Genomic DNA, 19,922 nt, shown 5'->3' on the forward strand with positions numbered 1-19,922 from the left:
CAAAGGCAGAATCCAAAGCAGCTGCAGTTGCAGCTTCAAGTGGAGAATCAGAGTTCTTTGCCAATTGTACTGAACTAAGAAAGAAATATCCAAATGGTGTACCTTCTACTCATCCAGCCTATCGAGCTAAATTGGATAGAGATAAAGATAATTTTGCTTGTGAAAGATAAATTATTCCGGTGACTGTCATGCCCCGAAATTTGTAGAAGATTGATAGATTTTTAGGATAGTGTGCTGAAAAGAAACAGGGCGCCAGGCATTATCCAAGGTACCATCCAGAGGATTTCCTTTGGGTGGTATTGATATTTAACCTATCCGCCCAAAATATTCCTACTTGCCATTTCTCGACATGCTTTTTAGCGGTTTGAAGGTTGAAATATAGTAATGGTGCCCGCTTAAGTCACTTTCAATCAAACGTTTATTTAACTGACAAAATTTTTAGCAGCCAAAGTAGTTGAGTCCCTAAATAGCGAGTTTCTCGACCAATTTAATTAAACGTTTGATTTGTTTTTCTGAAGGGGATTTTATCGAGGAATGTCATTCCTTGAGGGCAGATGGTAATCAGGCTGGACAGGATTCAGACAATTATCCAACTTTCGCTAATTTTTTTTCGAATTTTAGCGGGAAATCGTTGATCTCACTGGCTTCTGCAGGCATTTAAATAAACGTTTGATTAAGTGACAAAATTTTTGCCCGCTTAACCGCAATAATCCCTATGTGTCGCGGTTTCTAGCAAATTTAAATAAACGTTTGTATGGTTTAACCCATTGAGAAAATTGGTGAACGAACGCAAACTTCTGGGTTTTGCATTTTTTCCAACTGACGTTTAGGAATTCCGGTGCCACTGTCACCGCTCAGATTTTATCAAAAAAAAAGGGTCAGTCCACCGCCGCTTTAATGCATAGGGGACTGACTCCAAATTTAATCATTTAGTGCTTGGGCTTAGTAATAGTTTTTTTGCCTTTTTTGCAGCTTCGTTAGGAGTACGTCCATATTCAATAACCATTCTGTTACCAGAGCGTGCCATGACCTTAATCCCTTTGATTTTGCTTTTATGGATGTAAAAAACACGATACAAAACTCCATCCTCTTCATAATCGTATCCCGTTGAACCTTTCATTCACTCACGACCTTTTTAATTGATACTGATTAAATTCTTCAATATCATGGAAAACCCTTGTGAATATTTTGTTAACGATGTTGCTGATCTACTTCTGAATCATTTGGTACAGTCTTTGATGCAATCTACTTGGATTCCTATAACTCGTTGTCATTGTTATTATCATATTTTCGCAGATAATCTTCTAATAATCCTCGTTCTTCTATTTCTTTTAAAAGTTCATAGCCCTCTATATCTAGTTCGCGTGCGATTTTTACTAATAGAGGTAAACTGGGCAGGTTTTTGTCTGTTTCAATATTGCTTATAGCTTTTCTGCTTATGTTGCAGTTAAATGCCAGCTCATCTTGCATTAGATTTTTAGTACGTCTTTTCTGTTCTATTAGCATTCCTACCGTCGATATTTTATGGTTATCCATGGGTACACATCACCTTTTTACCTCATTACATAATGAGGTAAGGGAATGCACCACGTAGTTAACTACCCGTAAGTTGGGTATGGGAAAAGATTTTGAGTAAGGTTAACTTATCGGATTTACTTTTATTTTATCTAACAGTCTAATGGGCACCTCCCGATGTGTATGAAAATTTGGAATGATTTTGGTTGGCATCCATGAGAAAATCTCAATAGTTTAATCCGGAGTGTGAACCATTTCTAAGCCTTCTTCAATTTCCCTGACAAATTCTGAAACTTCCATTTCAAAGGCTTTGGCCAATTTAATGATGGTCGCAAAACTTGGTTCAGTGATATTCCTTTCAAATTTACTGATCGATACTAAACTCAATGAGCACCGTTCAGCTAAATTCGCCTGTGTAATCTTATGGATTTCTCTGTTTTTTTTTATAACCTTTCCTATGAAAATCCTTGGCTGCATAAGGAAATCCTCCCTTTTTAAGTCCATTAGATAATAAAAAAGACCTCCACTCCACGTAACAAACTACCCAATATCCATTGTTCAAAAATTGTTCAAAATAATGATTTAAAGAGAAAAGGGACTGCCTTTTATTCTTTTTCGACGGTGACAGTTAACAAACATCTAATCGAACAAAAAGAACAGATTGGTGTACTTACTCCTTTTAGTATGTGTGGAGTATTGGCACCAATCTTCCGACAGATTCTTACCTCTCTAACAGTAATTCTCTATTTCCTTTACAAGCTCAGAAGCTTTCATCCCAAGGCCGGCTGCAAGCAAGAAGATGATGGTGAGCGTAGGCTGTTTGACATTCCTTTCAAGCATACTAATGTAGGGACGAGTGATACCGCATAGATTGGATAATTGCTGCTGTGTTAGGTTTTTAGCCATTCTTAAACTTTTTAATACTTTTCCGATATATGGGATATGTTGATTTTTCCAAGTAATTTCTCCTTTTTTGTCATTCTGTGCTATACGCCTTCCTTCGTATTATTACCATTTAGCGAGTTATTGAAATACTCATAGACTAGTGTATGTATTCGATCATACTAAGCTATGGAACCAAAGTTATATTTACCGTTTTTCGATTTCGTGAGAGGCTTCCTTTTTTCCGGTATGATGAAGAAATCTATTGTATTTGGATGGTTCCCTCTTTGGGTTGCAGTCCGCTTCAATTGAAAGGCTGTCTGAAGCTTTGTGTTAAAAAAGCTTAGTTTCGAATCGACTATAATGGAAACGCCGTTGCTAAGCTCGACCTCTGTTTTGTAACCTCTGCTTGTGGTATTTACAATATGATCGGGATTAAACCAGATACAATCTTCCTTTTGGGGAGACTTATTTGGAAATAAGCAAATGCCTTTGTAGGGATTAACCATAACAGGGCACATATATTTTTCACCGATGATCTCTTTGGACCCTACAATGGCACCGTTTAAATCATACCCTATGTATTTTAACGTTTCATCCAATAGTTGGACCGGTGTACTATCAACTAAAATAGTTTCCTTGCCAATCATCACCCGTGCGCAAAGCTTCCCATGTTTATTGTATTCACCCGTCATTAAAATCACATTAACATCGACTAAATAAAATTGGTTCATACTCATACGTTCATCTCCTCTAAAGATCCTCATCGAATAACGTCCATTTGAATCGCTAACTTTTAATTGGGTACGACTTGGCTAAGGGCTAAAATATCCATTACATGAACTTCACCTCTTTGCTTGATGTTTCCGACCTGGGGTTAAAAGCTGTTCTAATGAATTCAGTTATTGGAGTTGAAAAAACATGGAAGCGCTTATCTCTCCTATTATTAAATAACAAATAGCACACTTTTTCGATAAACAGCAGTATACAAAATCCGTCAAATATTGACAAATTTGTTAACGCTAGCAAAAGGAGCTGTCCTTTTCCTTTGTTTATCATTTGGTGGCAGATTTCAGCATATTTTTTAAGCATTTGGAACGTGAAGTTTAGGCTTGGTGCGGGTTGAGTTCATTTTCAATCAAACGTTTATTTAGAGGCGAAAATACAGGGAATGGATAGAATGATGTAAGTTCGCATGAAACTGGTCAACTATTGGGGATTGTTGGGGAATGATTTGCAAATTTCCCTGGCAATTCTCGACAGTTTTCGTTTCAGATGTTCAGGTAAAATTCTAATAGATCAATACCTCGCTGCTGTTTTAATCAAACGATTGATTAGAATAATCTATAGGGAACTTCGTAGAAAGGATGTCGATTAGTGAAAAGAATGATATTACCTAAATTTTATGATACCCTTCGGCAGCTTTTTCATGGATTGGGACGGGGAAAGCCTTATCTATCAGGGATTTCTTCTGTTTTAATTAAACGTTTGATTGATAGGGAAATTAGGAGAGGATGGTCGAGGAGTGTCTGTTTGTGGATGTTTAGATGAAGGAAAGCGGAAGAACGGGACATGTGCTTAAATTGAAAGGAAAACTGACCATAAATGCAAAAATCGGCTTCAAAAATCACTTTTGGAGCCCAAAATAAGGTTTTTGGTTAAAAATACGCTGCCAAAAGTGATTTTGAGGAGTTCGATTCTTTCTGTAAAACCCGATATCGTAGAGGTGCCGAAAGCGGCAACAAGCGGTGAAAGGGTGGCGCAAAATGTTGAATTTGAAATCAGGCAATATTGAGGGGTTTGAACAGTATTCACAATTTGAAAGTTTGAAAGAGTTTAATTGTCATATGGAAATGTGGCTTGTAGAGCACAAGGCTGATTTTTCAAAAGGGGAGCTGGTCGGTTTAAAGCGGCTGGTTCGTTTTGCTGCGAAAATTCCTGGCGTATGCAATGCCAAAATCGGCACGCTCTTAAAAGCGATTCATGATGAATACCACGATAACGGCATTTCCCGTTCTACGTTTAAACGGATGATCGGTAAAGCAAAAGCATTAGGCATTTTCGCGGTTTTTGAAACCGAACGGAAAAATGGTTCCCAGTCCAGCAATCTTTATGTATTCAATCGTTTTCCCGTAAGTGAACCACCCAAACAAGAAACATTGACCCCCCTAAAAGAAACTAGTAATCTTTTTAAAACTGAAAAAGAACAAAAGATAAAAAAACGTATAGAAGAACCGTCTGAATTAGATCACACCTTTGTGAGCAACCGAATTCCACTGCCATTTGTCCAATTTGTTAAATGCTTCTTCGATGACGCAAAATTAATCGAAGACTATTGGCGTATGGTTCATATCCTAGCGTTTGACTATAAACTCCACGAAGAAACGGACGTCATCGTTGGTATCGCCATTGATGCCTTCAAACAATTAATCAGAAAACTGAAATTCACAAAAGTCGTCAAAAAGCCAATTGCCTACTTTTATGGGATCTTAAGTAAGAAATTTTATCGGTATTATGATGAGTGGTTATATGAAATGCGAGATGAAGATGAACCCCATTTTTATAATATTAATGGAGAAACCTTTGAGTGGGATTGGCTGCACGGGGGAAGCCCGAGGTCGGTGGGACAGGCTTCTTGTCCCGGTTCACTACTAAATTCTGGCGCCTGTCACGCTCAGAATTAACTTGTTTAGCAAATAGTCACCAAGATGTCCCAAAAGTATAGTAATACACCTATTTTTTTAATGAGATGAAGAGTGTAGGACACCCTCCATTTGGATTAGATAAGTGGGGATTTTGGGGTCAGACCCCCACTCAGCTAAAGTTTTAAGCGGTAAAGTCTTTCTGCATGTCACGGATCGATTTTTATTGACAATGTGTAGGTTAGTAGAATTGTATGTTCAATTGAAAATTTTAATAGTAAGGTGGATATATCTTAAGATGGCTATATTAGTAACCGGTGGAGCCGGATATATTGGTAGTGATACTTGTGTGGAATTACTAAATGCTGGCTATGAATTAATTATTATTGATAATTTTTCTAATATTAACCCTAATTCATTACGTAGTATTAGAAACATTACAGATAAAGACTTTCGGTTTTACGTGATTGACTTGCTTGATCGAAATGGCCTAGAAAATGTGTTTTCAAACAACGAAATTGGTGCGGTTATCCATTTTGCTGGATTAAAAGCAGTTGGCGAATCAGTATCAATACCGCTTTATTACTATCAAGGGACCATGGGGACGGCTCTGGTGGCTTTTTTCCAATCAACAGATGAAAGTAGAAGGCAACTAGAACCGTCCAACCGTCCCTGTGGAGTTTTGGTAGAAAAAAACAAAAAGCCTAACCTTCTAAGAATCTGTAGAAGGATTAGGCTTTTTTGCCTTTTTTGGTGCCTGACACCGGTTAAAATAAGACTGTCTTGACTTGGTTTTGTTTTATTGGAAGATAAAATTGATTATTGTCAAGTTTCAATGGAGCAACGGCACTCTCGTTTAGGTTTCCTTCTTGTGCATGGTCAATGGAGCGGTTCACTATATATGACGCTTGAGATTCTGCTTCTGTCGGATTGAAGAACCGGAGCACGAAGCGATCTTCTTTTTCTGCCTTTTTCAATGTGCTCAGAACAGAAGTATTGCTTGTTTCCTGAAGGAAACTAAAGCTTAACGGTGTTTTTACACCAGATGGGTTCAGCTTCATTGCATTATGCGGTATTTTATTATAGGTCTGGATTGGTGTCGTATATTCCTTTGCGATTCTGCCGATGTTTGCAGCTGTAGTTGAGCCTTTATGTGTTGTAATCGCAAAGCTCAGCTCCATTTTTCCGAGCATTTGTGAGTCAGGTGTCGGTAGTTTAATCCCGGATGGGCGGCCAGGTCTTCGCAGCATTTCTTCTTTTCCTAAAACACCCACACTGCGGAATAGGGTAATCGCAATTGAATCGTCGTTCTCCCCGACAATTTCAAACTCCCTTGTACTATTGGTTAACACACTGATTCCATGTTCCTTATCAGATAAACCAACGAAGGAAAGCATTGGATAAATGGAGTCGGGGCGTTCATCCCAATCTTCTTCCTTCCAATAATCCATAGCTGAATCATAAACATTACGCTTAATGAATCCAAATTGATTATCAGAAATGGAGAAGGATGAAGCAATACCTGTTGGAATCATTGTGCGAAGACGATGGTCTTTCGCTTGATTATCGATTTCAACATCCACTTTTAGCAATGGCTGGTGATTAGGAATCGTAATCGTCCAATGAACATCAACAAAACGATCGAATTTGTTTGTTTTTCGCTGTTCTAAATTTCCAGGTACATCAAGCTTTAACTGAATGTCAAGGTGGGCAGCGTATTGATTTTGGACGATTTTCACTTCTGCCTTTGTGTTATTACTATAAATAAGTGTTTCATCCGGTAGTGGAGAGAAGTCATATTCGTCTCCATCATCGCCGCCATTCTCTAACAACAGCACATCGTTAAATTCCTTTTCAAGCTGCTTATCCCAAATTTTCAATGTTCCGTTCGGATTCACGGAAACCTTATAATAGTCCGTTTCGATGGTTTCTTTTTCGACAAGGGTATGGGTCATCTTGTTCTCGGTGCTGGCGACAAAATAGGTTTTATACCCAAGGGCCGGAATAGAATCCTTTAATTGAATCCTATATTGATAGAATGGATCGTAGTTTCCATAGTGAACGATTTGACGGTCAATTAAGCCTGGATCCAATTCTTCTTTTTCCAAAACCTCAAAAGGAATCGTGTTTCCTTCAGCATCCTCAAGAGTAAAAGAAGGAAGCTTAGTAATAACTTTAGTGGTCACTACCTCCTTTCGTTCATAAGGCAACAGGTTAAATGCTGTTAAGCGGTCCTCTTTACGATCCGTGTCAATGGAATCAGTGATCTTGCGCTTGTAGTATTCAATCAGTTGATTGGTCTTTTCCTCCGCTAAGAAGAATCGGTTCATGATTTCACGATGGACTTTATCAGAGCAGCAGCAGCCGATACTGTCATGGGCATGGTTTTTCATGATTTCTTTCCAAATTAGCTCAATCAAGCCATGATGGTATTCAAATCCTAATGAATAAGCAATGGTTGCTAATGGTTCTAGGATGTTGGTGATTTTATTTTCAATTCTAGTATTTGCCGCCTTAATATCCATTCGGGTAGAATAGATACTTCTGTGGACACGCATATATTTTCCATCTAAGAATTCCCCTTGAAGGGTTGGTAAGGATTGATTTTTTTCTAACTCGGTAAAGACATTTTCGTATTTACTTAAGAAAAATTCACGATCTGGGTATAGTTTGTGTAGTTTTTCAATAATGGTAAAAATATTCTTTTGGATCGGCATTTGGTCATGTCCATTTGGAAGAATAATGTTCTCTGTCGTTGCACCACGGTCGAGAACCGAAAAGTATTTATCGATTCGCTCCTGCAGTTTTTCCTCATCCTCAGGCAGATATTTTCCGATTGCATAGCCAAGTGGGAAGAGTTGAACGAGAACTTTTGAGCCATCATCACTTTCCCAGTAAAATTCAGTTTTATCTGTACCATGACGCTCAGAGGTACCACGCCAGAAAATCGAATATTTAATATCAAACCCATTTAGGATTTGCGGCATTTGTGAAGATTGCCCAAAGGAATCAGGCAGGTAGCCAATCATCATCGGTGAACCAAACTCTTCACTGTCCTTGATCCCGTAAAGGAGATTTCGAACGATGGATTCTCCGCCGACTACCATTTCATCGGTTTGAGTATACCAGGGGCCAATGATTAGTTTGCCTGCTTGGACGAGTTTTTTCACACGTTCTTTATTTTCTGGTTTCACCGCAAAATAGTCTTCCAGGATTGAGGTTTGACCGTCTAATACATAGTAGGGATAGTCTGGATTCGTTTCGAGCATTTCCAGGATTTCTTCCATATTGTTTACAAGTAAAATTCGAGACTCTTCGGTTGAAAAGTACCACTCTCTGTCCCAATGCATATGGGGTACGATATGAACTTTTTTCATGATGTCCTCCTAATAAATTAGGTACCTAGAGATTCCCTAGGTACCATATTTTTTTGTCCTATTAAGCTACGTTTTGTGTGGTTGAAACTTCTATATTTCCTTTTTTTAGTTTCATTTTTCTTGTTGCGATTAAAAGAACCATGGATATCAGTGCTCCGATTAATGCAGCTCCTAACCAAATGCTTGCCGCTGCTAGGGCTTGCTGTCCTTGTAATAAAGCTAGGGAGAAAATTCCTGCGCCAGGAACGTTTAGCCCAATATTAAAGAAGGCAACAATCGCGCCGGTAACAGCAGAACCAGCAACTAATGAAGGAATAACGCGTAATGGGTCGTTAATCATAAATGGAATCGCGCCTTCTGTGATTCCTGCTAGACCAAGCAGCCATGTTTGTTTTCCAATTTCTTGTTCTTGCTTTGTGAAGTATTTTTTTCCAATAATGGTTGCCCCCGTAACCGAGAAGGCTGAAACCATTTTTACAGAAGCAAAGGCTGCGTAAGGGATAAAGTTTCCGCTTGCCATTGCACCAATACAGAAGGTGTAGGCTGCTTTATTCACTGGGCCACCTAAGTCGAATGAAACCATTGCACCTAGGATTGCTCCTAAAATAAGTGCATTCGTACCAGATAGACTTCCCAGCCAATTGATTAAGCTTTGATTGATCCAAGCAAGTGGTTCACCAATCACAAATAACATAATCGAACCGACAACAAGTGTTCCGACAACTGGGTATACCCAGAAGCTAATAAATCCTGCAAACGTTCCTTTGGGTTGAATCTTTTTCTTTAGGAATTTTAAGAAGAAACCTGCTAAGAAACCACCAAGCATACCGCCAAGGAATCCACTGCCAATTAAGTTGGCTGCGACACCGGCAGCAAAACCAGGTCCAAGAGCGGGCTTGTCCGCAATGGAGTAGGCCATATATGCGGCTAAAATTGGAACCATTAATTGTCCAAGGAGCCCGCCTCCAAGCTGTCTTAATAACCAAAGCCAGGAACCTTCTTGGGCATACACCTCTTGAAGGTCAAAGGCTTGAGAGATTAAGACCGCTGCTGCTAAGGTCATCCCGCCGGCAACAATGACTGGGATTATATAAGAAATACCTGTTAAAATCGAGTCTTTGATTTCGGTTTTAAATGATTTTTCCCCGTCTTCTGAGAAAGATTCAGCGATTTGAGCTGGATTATATTCTTTCTTTGGTGTCGTTTCTGCTTTATCTAGTGCTTGTTGAATGATATTCGTTGCATTTCTTAATGGAGCTGCAACCGAAGTTTTCAACTTGGGTAAGTGGGCGAACCGTTCCTCATCTTTAACAGCAACATCATTGGCAAAGATAATTGCATCCGCTTTTTTCAATAGAGCAGTCGTATGGCGGTCCTCAATGCCATTCGCTCCTTGTTTTTCAACAAATACATCGACACCTAGTTCTTTTCCGGCTTTAATGAGTGCTTCTGCTGCCATATAGGTATGGGCAATTCCTGCAGGGCATGCAGTAATAGCTAAAACGGTTTTGTTCAGTTTCTTTACTGCTCGTTCTTCCTCTTGAGAGTCTGTTTTGTCTAGCTGCTCAAATAATTCTGTATTCGTTTTTGCTTTTAGGAGTCGTTCCTTATAAGCTTCGTTGGATAATCTTTTTACAAATTCCGCAAGTAAGGCAAGGTGAGTGGAACCTGCTTCATTCTCTGGTATGGCAAGCATGATCACAAGCTGTACCTGATTGGTTGGATCAATGCTTTCCCAGTTAGTTAATGGCTTTTTTAGCGTCGCGACTGCAAAAGCAGCTTCCTTGACGGCTGTTGACTTTCCATGTGGAATGGCAAGACCGCCTTCAAATCCTGTAGGAGAAAGTTTCTCCCTATCTAATACAGATTGAAGGTATTCAGCTTCAGAATATAGCTTTCCGGCTTCACCAAGCTTTTTGACTAAGTAGTGGATGACATCTTCTTTAGACTCGAATGTCTTTGCCGTACTGATTAGGCTTGGTGAGGTAAGGGTTTGTAGTTGCATTTGGTTTACCTCCTGTATTTCATTTGTAAGTGTTTTCATCTCATGAATCTATCGTAACAAAAAAAAAATAAGAAGAACGATTCTTCTTATTTTTACACATAGGGGTCGTGATTAAGCGTTTTCATGTGTATTTTTACACATTTTTAATAATGGTCCCAATAATATTGAGATAATGCCTGTAATACCACCATAACCGGGGTTCGGTCGGTAATATTATAGCCGTTCTTTATTTTTTTAGGTGCATAGCAATATAAATTGACTGCAGCGGCTTCTTGAAGAGAGTTCCGCGTGAAGTGTGTTAATGAAATAATCGGAGTTTCCCTTTGTTTTGCTCTTTCAGCCATTTCAAGGATTTGCGTTGTTTCACCAGATAAGCTAATTAAAAAGAGTATGTCATTTTTGTTCATTTGATCCAGCATATGAAGCATTTCATGGCGATGAATATAGTGTTCGGAGGTTTTTCCAACTACTCGTAAATTTCGGACCATCATTTCACAGAAATCGGCACTGTCGCCAACGCCAAAGAATAGGACATGCTTTGCATCATGAATCATTTTAGCGACTGTTTCGATAAGTTCTGCATCGCTGAGTTCAAAGGTTTTTTGAATAAAATAATAGGAGCCATCCTCGGCTGCCGTTTTGGTTGACTCGAGTTCTTCCTTAATACTATTTTTCAGGTGTGAAAAACCATCATAGCCAAGCTTTTTAGAAAGTCTTGTAATCGTATTTGGAACAGTAAATAGACTGGCTGCTAGGCTTTGGATTGATTGGTTCACGAAGTCTTTTTTGTTGTTTACAATATATTCTATAATTTGGTCGTCAGTATCATTTAATTTATATTCAAATTTATGGACGCGTTCTTCAAATTGGATCATATTTCACCTCGATGGTTTCTATTATATCAAACAAGAAAGTGATTTCGCTAAGGTTCTAAATAGGTTTGGGAGGGATTAACATTGAATATTTTAATAGCGATGGATTCGTTGAAAGGAAGTCTTTCATCGATTGAAGCGAATAGAGCGATAGCGGAAGGGTTTTTACAGGCTAGTTCTGAATTTGATGTTCAAACAATGCCGATTGCTGATGGCGGGGAAGGAACGGTTGAGGCGCTTGTTCTTGCTAGTAATGGAAGGTTTGTTGATACTGTTGTGACAGGGCCATTGGGGAAGGCAGTTAAGGCAAGATACGGAATTTTAGGCGATGGGACAACAGCAGTCATCGAGATTGCTGAAGCCTGTGGATTGCCCTTATTAACGAAGGAAGAGCGTAATCCTCTATTAACAACATCTTACGGTGTAGGAGAGCTGATTTTGGCAGCGATTGAAAAGGGCTGCCGCGATTTTATTATTGGTCTTGGCGGCAGTGCAACAAACGATGCAGGAGTTGGAATGCTTCAGGCTTTAGGATATCAATTTTTCACTAAGGAAGGTGCGCTTGTTGGACTTGGTGGAGCGGAGTTGAAAAACATTGTTACCATTGACATGCATGCGGTTTCTGATCAGGTAAGGAACTCGAGGTTTCGTGTTGCATGTGATGTCAATAACCCACTCTATGGACAAAATGGTGCTGCCTACATTTACGGACCACAAAAGGGAGCAACGGTTGAAATCGTTAAGGATTTAGATGAAGGTCTTAGATGCTTTGGAGATGTTGTATTAGATCAGTTAGGTATGGATTTACAGAAAATCCCGGGCGCTGGTGCTGCGGGTGGCTTGGGTGGAGCTTTTGCTGGTTTCTTGCAGGCTGAGTTAGAATCAGGTGTTGGATTAATACTTGAACTGGCCTGCTTAGAGGAAGTGCTTCACGGAGTGGACTTAGTGATTACAGGTGAGGGAAAGCTGGATGGACAAACCTCGATGGGAAAAGCCCCTGCAGGTATTGCTCGCTTAGCCGGTAAGTACGGAATTTCGGTGATTGCACTTGCTGGTGACGTATCGGAGGGCAATAGCTCCTTGCATGATTCAGGAATCACGGCCTATTTTTCTATTGTGGGTGGGCCAGTTGATTTAGAAGAGGCGATGAAGCCAGAACATACCCGCTTAAATCTTAGGAGGACTGCTGAGCAAATTGGGAGGGTTTTAAGGATGACTTGAATCCTGCGGACCTTGTGATCAGACCCCCACTCAGCTAAAGTTTAAAGCTGTAAAGTGCGGGAGTAAAACGGGCTAGTGGGGTCAGACCCCCACCCAGCTAAAGTTTAAAGCGGTAAAGTGTAAAAGATAAACTGGGAGAAAAAAGGTGGCAAAAATGAAGAAAAGTAAGAGCTGCATGCGGCTCTTACTTTTCCTGAGTATTGCGGGCAGAATGAGCCAGCTGTGCGGAGTTTTGAGCCACTGTTTCCGGATGAATGAGCCATTGAGTGCGGCAAAATGAGCCACTAGAACAGGTATTGTTCTAGTGGCTGTTGCTGTTTATCTTATCTAAATCTTTTATTTTCTGAATTTGGGGGGCAGACCCCCGCTTACTGATGCGTCGGTAAAAGAATTAAAGGAACGGGTTTCAACTGCACTGCATGATATGGGGTATTCTTAAGTAGATATGAAAGTAACTATTAATCTATCGCCTTCTGAACAAAAGAAAAATGGTCCACTTTACCGGCAGCGATAAGGGACGGTCCTTCCGCTTCACAGCAGAAGAACCGTCCCCAGATTTAACTATAGCCCTTTACATTGACCAGTTAAGGAGCCTTTTATATTGTTTGCTGCTCCGAAATCATTGGCCTTTGAGCTATTACCTTCACATTCTACTTTTCCGGTGATCGTGTTTCCAGATACGATTGGTCCGTATTCACCAAACTGTTTGTTAGCTGATACTTGGTTGTTATCGGCTAGGGTTAGCCCGCCGTTAAACTGATTTCCTGCTAATGTTACGTTGTTGGAAGTCCCGGCGATTTGTGATTTTCCATTTACAGTGGTACCGAAAACTTGTATAACGTTCGCCTTGTCAGCCATCAAGCCGCCATTAATTGTACTGTTGGAAATCACTAATGATGCCCCATTTTTAACGGTGACACCGCCGCGGACGACCGCATCTTTGAGGCATGTTACACCTTTAGAAATAACCAGTCCGCCATTTTGGCTGCCGGTAACTGTTGTTGTACAATCAGGCATTTCTCCTGGTAAAACAGTTGCTTTAAATAATTCGACATTTCCAATGTTACCGGTGGCATCAATCGCTCTATGCTCAACGGTATGCGTACCGAAGCCTGGCACGAATGGACCGCCGGGATCGCCGGCTTTATAGGATTGTTCAAAGGTTGCCTTTGACAGTCCACCGGTTCCAAGGTTGCCGTATGTTAAGGCTTTGATATCCGTTCCGGAATGTGTGAACTTGAATGGTGTGCCATCCGGCTTCTCCGGGAACCCAAAATAGTTGAACCAGCCGTCATGATCTAAACGGAACTCGCCGACAACGAACCCTTTCTGGTCATCCTTTGGATTGAGCAGCATATCAAACTCGTTAAAGTACACATTGTGCTCAATCTTGCCGTCCAGTTTTACAAGAGGCTTGGATAGAGTTCGCGGTGCTGTAGGCATCCCGTTGTCAACCGTCCATTGTACTGTGTCCGATGGGCCATTAGGATTGGACGGATCTGTCAGGGTTGCTTTTAGCTGGGAAGCTCCCTTTGGCAAGTCAAACTTTCCAAGATTGTAAAGCCGGCTGTTGTTGGTCCCCTCTATTTTTTTACCATTAAGTTCCCAAGTTACGTTAAGCACGCGATCATTCGGATTGGTCGTTTCAACGAAAGCAATCTCGTTATTAGCTAACGGGTGATCCGTTATGGAAGTATTGGTGAACTTCACATTAACTTCCGTCTTTGGCAGCGGTTGTCCGACAGTCCATTCACGGGTCTGTGTCATCCTTGGACCATTCAAATAGTTCGGATCACGGACGAACTCCGTTTTGTCTTTCACAGTTACTTTTATCTTGTCACCGTCTTTAACATTTAGTTCTGCAAGCTTGAGATGGCGGCTGTTATTCGTGTCCGTTACCTCTTTGCCGTTAATTTGCCAAGTCACTTCAAGAGCTTGGAATCTTGGGTGCATCGTTTCCACCCATACCACATCTTTTGCTCCGACTTCGCCAACCTTAGTGGAAGCTAATGGCATTGCATTGGCATTACGCATACCGGTAATCCGCTGTGTCATTTGTTCTCTTCCGACTTGGTCAAAGTAGAAGCCGGTATGGCGCATCATCGAATGTTCACTTGGACGCCATACGTTGGAACTGTAATATACGCCGCTCTCATGCCCGTCCGGGTCGGCCGCACGGATAATACCGCCGGATTCACTTTCCTCGCCGAGCCAGCGCCACCATTTGGTTTGTTTTTCAGTCATCTCCTTGGAGGTAAAACGGGTATGGTGAGCCGAACTAGGTTCCCTTTCAGGATGCGGACCACCTGGAACACCACGGTCATAGTAGGCATATTCATCGTTCAAATTACCAAGTGAATGCCCGAGTTCGTGTAATGATACTAGCGGTCCTTGCGGGCTGCCGCCAGTGGTAGTTGCATGAACGCCGCCGATGCCGCCATACGTAAAGGTGTTAGCAATGTTGAGTGTTTGAATATTTTGGGCATTAGCCGAGATGCCCAGTTCGGGTGCAACATAGTTGGTCAGAATGTCAGTGCGGGCCTTGTCACCGCCAGTACCATAGGTGACACCGCGGGCAAGCTTGTCTGCAGGGCACTTAGCAGCATACTGAAGATTGAAGACTGTGTCACGCCGGATGTTGCCGTCATCCGGGTCACAACTGATGCCGGAGTCTTTGGATGGAGTTTGGATCATGTAGATGTTGAAGTAATAACGGTAGCTGCGGAATGGCTCTACACTCCACTGGACGTTCAAGTTTCTTTCCACATCCTGCTGGAATTTGTCCATTTCTTCGGCGGTGTAACCATCGCCAAAGATAATAAGATTGAGTCGATCCTTTGCCGAACCGGTTACTTGAAGAGGGACCACTTTTACATCCCCAACTTTGAGTTCCGTTGCGGCATTTGTTTGCTGCAGATTCTGTTGCTGTGCCTTGACATCCGTTACAGTCAATCCTGTCCCGGAGATCAGAAGCGCGGTACTTAGAACCACTGACTTAAGTAAAGACATTCGTTTTAACATTCAAACCCACCCTTCTTTTCTACTAAATATTAGCATTATGCCAACCCTATTTTAGCACAGGGTAGAAGCGGTTTCTAATAGTATTTTGAATTTTCTGATGAATGGTACTTAAGTCCTGTGAAAGCGGGGGCGTTTTTCCTGCTTCTTTTAATGCATGGGGATGGTTGGACTGCTCCTTAAGCAGGGAACTGTCCATGTGCTTATTGTTCCGGTGCCTGTTCCGGTGTCACGCCCCGAATATTGTCGAAGATTGATAGGTTTTTATATTTGTGGAAAATGATAAAATAGAATTGCAACTGAATATTGTTAGGGTGGTTGGTTGTTATGCTTCTTTCCGTGTCGGGAAGGAGGTGATAATCATGGAAACATTTCTTGAAATGCTACGGGAAATTCTGTAGGGGGTAATGCGGGAAACCGCTGCTTTTTTCTTTCGGAAAAACATTCTAGAAAACAAGAAAACCGCCCTACGCCGTCGCAAGCAAAAGGGTGGTTCTCACAAATAACAAACTATGACAACCACCACCCTGACGGTAGCAGTTGCAGGGAGAAGTGTTAGCGCACTTCTCTTTTTTATTATATATCCATTATATACAAAAATATTCTTATTTAAAAGGGAAAACTCCAGAACTTATTCGGTGCCGATTCCGGTGCACTGTAGTCGCGCCCCGAAGTTTGTCGAAGATGAAAACAAGGAGCATCTGCATTTTTTAAATCAGGTCCTCCTGTTTTATTTTACTATTCGCAGACAACTAAGTATGGTCGAAGGGCTGTGGCTGTCGTCGTCTTTGTCTATCTAATGCCAGATTAGAAGCGCAAGCTACAGTAATATACTTTTATCTGAATCAGGCAATTAATTTAATGATAACGATAATATCATTACCCGTCTTTATTTTTGTATAATAATATTTAGGTATAAAAGAGGACAGAAGGGAAGCGAAAAATTGAAACCGAAAAGAATTACACTTGTCATTCCAATCATGATTATCGTTATGGCTGTAGCAATTTGGATGCTTAATGAGGAATTTTCAGAAATACAATTAGGGATTAGACTAATCATTGCAATAGGAGCTGCTCTATTTTCAGGAGTAATTTCCTATTTTCTTTTTCCAGAAAATGAGGGGAAGAAACGGTCTTGATTAATTGGGACGATGGGACAGTAAACTGTACCCTTTGTCAGGGACACTTTAATTTGGGACATTAACTACTCTAAGAAGATGATTTCTGTAATCCACAGGGGTCATCTTCTTTAGATTCCATTGATATCTTGTATTATTATAATGCGTCATATAACTTCTAATTTCCTTTTTAAGTTCTCTTAGATTTTTGCATTGTTTGATAGTAGCTTCATCTTTGAAATGGCCAAAAAAGGATTTCTGTAGGGATCTTGGACCCCTATTGCACGGATGTTCCTATTCTAGAATTAGGGCGTGATTCCTTAACGCGATTCGCAAAAAGCTCTGTTCGTTTTGCGTGCAAAATGGAATAGTACAAGACCCTTTAGAACATATAGATAATAATATCCATCAATGGATATATTTTTAGGAACGGTGACCAGTATCTTTTTCTTTGTATCTTAGCTGCTATCGGAGGCTGGGCTTGGTATATTGGTTTGAACTAAATATTTATAATTCTAACAAAGAACACACATAATAAGGTAAAAAAGGTGTGTTTGTCATTGGATTTCCCTACCATTAAAACGAATTTTTGGGATGCGATTTTTGCGATACCCATCATTATCGTGTTCACTCAACTAATTAAGATTTATTTCAGATTACCGAAATGGTTTGTACCAACAATCGCACTTTTTTTTGGACTAGGAATTTCCATATTTATCAGTCACAAACACAACATTGTTGGCGGAATATTTATGGGGTGGTTTTATGGGTATGCGGCGGTTGGAACATATGCTTCGTTAAAAACAAATATTATTGCTTTTCGAAATAAACGAAGCAATAAAGGATGAGCACTTCACTTTGGCACACGGAATTCGTGCAGCATTAGGTCGATCCGGCGTATAAATTATCATGACCAATGTAGGCACCATAAAAACACGCAAAAAAGGACTTACCTCATTGGTAACGGGGAATTTCGGGGTCAGCCCCCCGCTCCAAAATCATTCGACTAGCGAGAACTATTTCAGACTTAGCTGAAGAAGAAAAATAACCGATACAACCACTTGGGAAGCGATGACACTTAGAAGGTGGGGACTTCATAAACAGCAATCTGTAGCCAGGGAGACATAATTACTGTGCTCCCGCCCGAAAAATTACTTGATTGCTATGAAGGAACCTTTGAACGGAAGAAGGAAAAGTTTTGTCTGAGTGTCAGAGTTGATAATGGCAGAGACCATGGAGACGAATCTGGTGGTTTTTTGTTCCACCGATAATTTCACCACTTCCTCATCAATCGGTCTTTCGGGAACCATAACCATATTAATCCCTAATTTAAAATATTTCATTTGGTTAAGGATTAAACTTTAATCCCACTGAACCTATAATCAAATATCATCGATGAGGGACAAAGCTATGATAATCAAACGTTTGAATAACTGACAAAAGTTTTGGCCGTTAATCTGAATGAATCCATTACCAGTGGGCTTTTCGGCATATTTAATCAAACGTTTAGTTAACTGACAAAATTTTTAGCTGCAAAAATGGGTTCACTCCTTTTCCAGCGGGTTTCCTGGCAAATCTAATCAAACGATTAATTAGTTTTTCTGAAGGATATTTTGTTGGGGTTTGTCGGTTTAGAATTGATGTAGGTGAATATGGCTGAGTGGAACCAGATATAAAGCCAACATTCGTCAATTATTGTTTGAAATGAAGAGAAGAAACCTTGATATCACTAGGAAATACACCTATTTAATCAAACGTTTAATTAACTGACAAAGTTTTTAGCTGCCGAATCGTTTAAATCTATAAATGACGGGATTCCTGCCCTATTTAATCAAACGATTATTTAGTTTTAATGGAAGGGAATTTTGTTTAGATTTGTCAGTTTGGTGTGCTAAAATTCCGGTGCGTGTCACAAGCGAACAGGAAATCCACCTTTTTATTAGCAAATTAGGAGATTTAGAATACTAATATGTTTTAGAAGGTACCAATTTCTACAATCGCGTGCTAGTTCTGATCTACTCTGTCTTGGAAAATATAAGCAGGAAAAAGGTCCCGGATAAGCGAATAATATTTATTTATGATAAGTTGCCGTATTATCGGTAACATTATGAATCCAGCTTATTGGGGGGGAGTATTTTGATATACGAACTAGATGTTATTGATGGTGTGTGTACAGAATTAGAGAGACAGGGCTATGTCATTGTCAGCAAAAAACGAGAGATAAGGCATAGTGGGATTGATATTATTGCTAAAAAAGTAGATTCAGATATGAATGAAAGGTTCTATATTGAGGCAGTTGGGGGAACGAGTTCAGACCCTTCATCCTCTAGGTTTGGAAAGCCATTTGATAACAGTCAATGTAAAGTTCATGTTTCGGAACAACTATATGCCTGTGCAAAAATATTATCTAGCCCGAAGGCAGCGGGAATCACGTCTAAAGTGGGAATCGCCTTTGCTGATATAGAATACTACAGAAATTACATAGATGAAATCAAGAACACGTTGAAACAGCTGGGAATAGAAGTGTTGTTCGTCAATGAGTTAAGGAAAGTTAGATATTTATGAGGATAAATCCCGGTGCCTAGTCACCATCTGATATACGAAATTGTGAATAAAATGGATTTAATCATGGAGTTTTGACAATTGCCTACAAACAAAAAATGAATGAGTTTCAGTTTGGAGCTATGTATCGCTTGCAACCGACTTCATAATCCCTTTTAAATTAACAAAATAGCAGTGCAAATTTTTATTTTTTGTGTGATTTTATATGTGTTTTTATACCTACAGGCACTCCAAAAGAGACAGGCTTAAAAAATGAGGGTGGTTCTTTCTATTTTTAGAACCAACTAGTTCAGCAAATTCACTTCTGGATTAAGTCAAAAAGTTTAACAACAAATACATTGTTTACCTTAATGTGCCTGATTAAGCTAAGGTGGGAAAATAATGGTAAATGGGAATAGGACAGGTCTTGAAGGCTACCCTTGTACAAGTAGAGGTGAAAATAAAAACCGGTACAGAATCAATTGTGATTATTGAAATTCTTGATCTATGTTTAAATCCTTTAACAAAAAAATGCACCCTCCAGTAAAACGATATATTACCGAAATAAAGCATAAAGAAAATTACGGAATTGTACTTAAATATGCTTAACTTGATGGCTATGGGGTCTGCCCCCGATCCTCCCCGCTTTATTAGATCGGCTAAAGAAGCACTTTGATAATGAGCGAGAAGGAAAAAAGAAAATTAGATAAACTAGAAGAGAACCACTGTAT

The 19,922-nt window shown here is 40.1% G+C and carries 16 protein-coding genes and 2 pseudogenes; 8 read left to right on the forward strand and 10 right to left on the reverse strand.

All coding sequences use genetic code 11. The annotated features are described in order from the left end of the window. On the forward strand, positions 1–170 hold a 170-nt coding region (locus BANVL01_RS27055), incomplete at its 5' end, for an excalibur calcium-binding domain-containing protein (protein ID WP_169803221.1). A 755-nt stretch (positions 171–925) separates the two neighbouring features. On the opposite strand, the gene BANVL01_RS25160 is transcribed toward BANVL01_RS27055, so the two are convergent. The 5 genes from BANVL01_RS25160 to BANVL01_RS25180 form a co-directional block, all read right to left on the reverse strand. Further along, entirely contained in the window at positions 926–1,120 is a 195-nt protein-coding gene (locus tag BANVL01_RS25160; RefSeq protein WP_066093540.1) for a hypothetical protein, read from the reverse strand. Between the two features lie 137 nt (positions 1,121–1,257). Continuing rightward, positions 1,258–1,536, reverse strand: coding sequence for a helix-turn-helix domain-containing protein (locus BANVL01_RS25165; protein ID WP_066093537.1), 279 nt, complete (start codon positions 1,534–1,536; stop codon positions 1,258–1,260). A gap of 213 nt (positions 1,537–1,749) precedes the next feature. Continuing rightward, entirely contained in the window at positions 1,750–1,992 is a 243-nt protein-coding gene (locus BANVL01_RS25170; protein WP_066093534.1) for a helix-turn-helix domain-containing protein, read from the reverse strand. A 252-nt stretch (positions 1,993–2,244) separates the two neighbouring features. Beyond that, positions 2,245–2,505 (reverse strand): helix-turn-helix domain-containing protein, encoded by a 261-nt coding sequence (locus BANVL01_RS27060; RefSeq protein WP_369689621.1) that lies wholly within the window; start codon positions 2,503–2,505, stop codon positions 2,245–2,247. A gap of 74 nt (positions 2,506–2,579) precedes the next feature. Continuing rightward, positions 2,580–3,137, reverse strand: coding sequence for a competence protein ComK (locus BANVL01_RS25180; RefSeq protein ID WP_066093527.1), 558 nt, complete (start codon positions 3,135–3,137; stop codon positions 2,580–2,582). Positions 3,138–4,051: 914 nt separating this feature from the next. Between BANVL01_RS25180 and BANVL01_RS27945 the strand changes: the two genes are divergently transcribed. The 3 genes and pseudogenes from BANVL01_RS27945 to BANVL01_RS28825 form a co-directional block, all read left to right on the forward strand. Next, complete coding sequence (locus BANVL01_RS27945; protein WP_169803222.1) at positions 4,052–4,192, forward strand: hypothetical protein; 141 nt, start codon at positions 4,052–4,054, stop codon at positions 4,190–4,192. Further along, positions 4,164–5,081, forward strand: a complete 918-nt coding sequence (locus BANVL01_RS25185; RefSeq protein ID WP_066093525.1) for a hypothetical protein — start codon at positions 4,164–4,166, stop codon at positions 5,079–5,081. Before BANVL01_RS27945 ends, BANVL01_RS25185 begins: the two co-directional genes overlap by 29 nt. Positions 5,082–5,337: 256 nt before the next feature. Then, positions 5,338–5,640: pseudogene (locus BANVL01_RS28825) on the forward strand (GDP-mannose 4,6-dehydratase); the annotation flags it as partial. Positions 5,641–5,806: 166 nt separating this feature from the next. On the opposite strand, the gene mngB reads toward BANVL01_RS28825, so the two are convergent. From mngB to BANVL01_RS25205, 3 genes are all read right to left on the reverse strand, one after another. Further along, positions 5,807–8,416 carry a mannosylglycerate hydrolase gene (gene mngB, locus BANVL01_RS25195; protein ID WP_066093521.1) on the reverse strand — a complete coding sequence of 870 codons (2,610 nt, stop codon included), beginning with the start codon at positions 8,414–8,416 and terminating at the stop codon, positions 5,807–5,809. Between the two features lie 61 nt (positions 8,417–8,477). After that, on the reverse strand, positions 8,478–10,421 hold the full coding sequence (gene mngA, locus BANVL01_RS25200; protein WP_066093518.1) for a PTS 2-O-a-mannosyl-D-glycerate transporter subunit IIABC: 1,944 nt from the start codon (positions 10,419–10,421) through the stop codon (positions 8,478–8,480). A gap of 143 nt (positions 10,422–10,564) precedes the next feature. Next, positions 10,565–11,296 (reverse strand): MurR/RpiR family transcriptional regulator, encoded by a 732-nt coding sequence (locus BANVL01_RS25205; RefSeq protein ID WP_082805144.1) that lies wholly within the window; start codon positions 11,294–11,296, stop codon positions 10,565–10,567. 81 nt (positions 11,297–11,377) lie between these two features. Between BANVL01_RS25205 and BANVL01_RS25210 the strand changes: the two genes are divergently transcribed. Beyond that, entirely contained in the window at positions 11,378–12,514 is a 1,137-nt protein-coding gene (locus BANVL01_RS25210; RefSeq protein WP_066093515.1) for a glycerate kinase family protein, read from the forward strand. 561 nt (positions 12,515–13,075) lie between these two features. Here BANVL01_RS25210 and BANVL01_RS25215 read toward each other — a convergent pair. After that, positions 13,076–15,535 carry a M64 family metallopeptidase gene (locus tag BANVL01_RS25215; RefSeq protein ID WP_066093513.1) on the reverse strand — a complete coding sequence of 820 codons (2,460 nt, stop codon included), beginning with the start codon at positions 15,533–15,535 and terminating at the stop codon, positions 13,076–13,078. Between the two features lie 941 nt (positions 15,536–16,476). Here BANVL01_RS25215 and BANVL01_RS25220 point away from each other — a divergent pair. After that, the gene (locus tag BANVL01_RS25220) at positions 16,477–16,671 is read left to right on the forward strand and encodes a histidine kinase (protein WP_066093510.1); all 195 of its coding nucleotides are present in this window, start codon (positions 16,477–16,479) and stop codon (positions 16,669–16,671) included. Positions 16,672–16,719: 48 nt separating this feature from the next. Here BANVL01_RS25220 and BANVL01_RS27065 read toward each other — a convergent pair. Next, a pseudogene (locus BANVL01_RS27065) lies at positions 16,720–16,911 on the reverse strand (IS3 family transposase); the annotation flags it as partial. 299 nt (positions 16,912–17,210) lie between these two features. On the opposite strand from BANVL01_RS27065, the gene BANVL01_RS25225 reads away from it, so the two are divergent. Further along, entirely contained in the window at positions 17,211–17,498 is a 288-nt protein-coding gene (locus BANVL01_RS25225; protein ID WP_066093507.1) for a hypothetical protein, read from the forward strand. Between the two features lie 1,288 nt (positions 17,499–18,786). Further along, positions 18,787–19,215 carry a hypothetical protein gene (locus tag BANVL01_RS25230; RefSeq protein WP_066093504.1) on the forward strand — a complete coding sequence of 143 codons (429 nt, stop codon included), beginning with the start codon at positions 18,787–18,789 and terminating at the stop codon, positions 19,213–19,215. Positions 19,216–19,922 lie beyond the last annotated feature (707 nt).

The organism is Neobacillus novalis NBRC 102450 (assembly GCF_001591805.1).
In the GTDB taxonomy this organism is placed as follows: domain Bacteria; phylum Bacillota; class Bacilli; order Bacillales; family Cytobacillaceae; genus Neobacillus; species Neobacillus novalis.

Excerpts from the sequence above, each read along its gene's own strand:
- mngB (WP_066093521.1), bottom strand. The coding sequence starts at position 8,416 with ATGAAAAAAGTTCATATCGTACCCCATATGCATTGGGACAGAGAGTGG.
- BANVL01_RS25180 (WP_066093527.1), bottom strand. The coding sequence starts at position 3,137 with ATGAGTATGAACCAATTTTATTTAGTCGATGTTAATGTGATTTTAATG.
- BANVL01_RS25205 (WP_082805144.1), bottom strand. The coding sequence starts at position 11,296 with ATGATCCAATTTGAAGAACGCGTCCATAAATTTGAATATAAATTAAAT.
- BANVL01_RS25215 (WP_066093513.1), bottom strand. The coding sequence starts at position 15,535 with ATGTTAAAACGAATGTCTTTACTTAAGTCAGTGGTTCTAAGTACCGCG.
- mngA (WP_066093518.1), bottom strand. The coding sequence starts at position 10,421 with ATGCAACTACAAACCCTTACCTCACCAAGCCTAATCAGTACGGCAAAG.
- BANVL01_RS25165 (WP_066093537.1), bottom strand. The coding sequence starts at position 1,536 with ATGGATAACCATAAAATATCGACGGTAGGAATGCTAATAGAACAGAAA.
- BANVL01_RS25160 (WP_066093540.1), bottom strand. The coding sequence starts at position 1,120 with ATGAAAGGTTCAACGGGATACGATTATGAAGAGGATGGAGTTTTGTAT.
- BANVL01_RS25170 (WP_066093534.1), bottom strand. The coding sequence starts at position 1,992 with ATGCAGCCAAGGATTTTCATAGGAAAGGTTATAAAAAAAAACAGAGAA.
- BANVL01_RS25185 (WP_066093525.1), top strand. The coding sequence starts at position 4,164 with ATGTTGAATTTGAAATCAGGCAATATTGAGGGGTTTGAACAGTATTCA.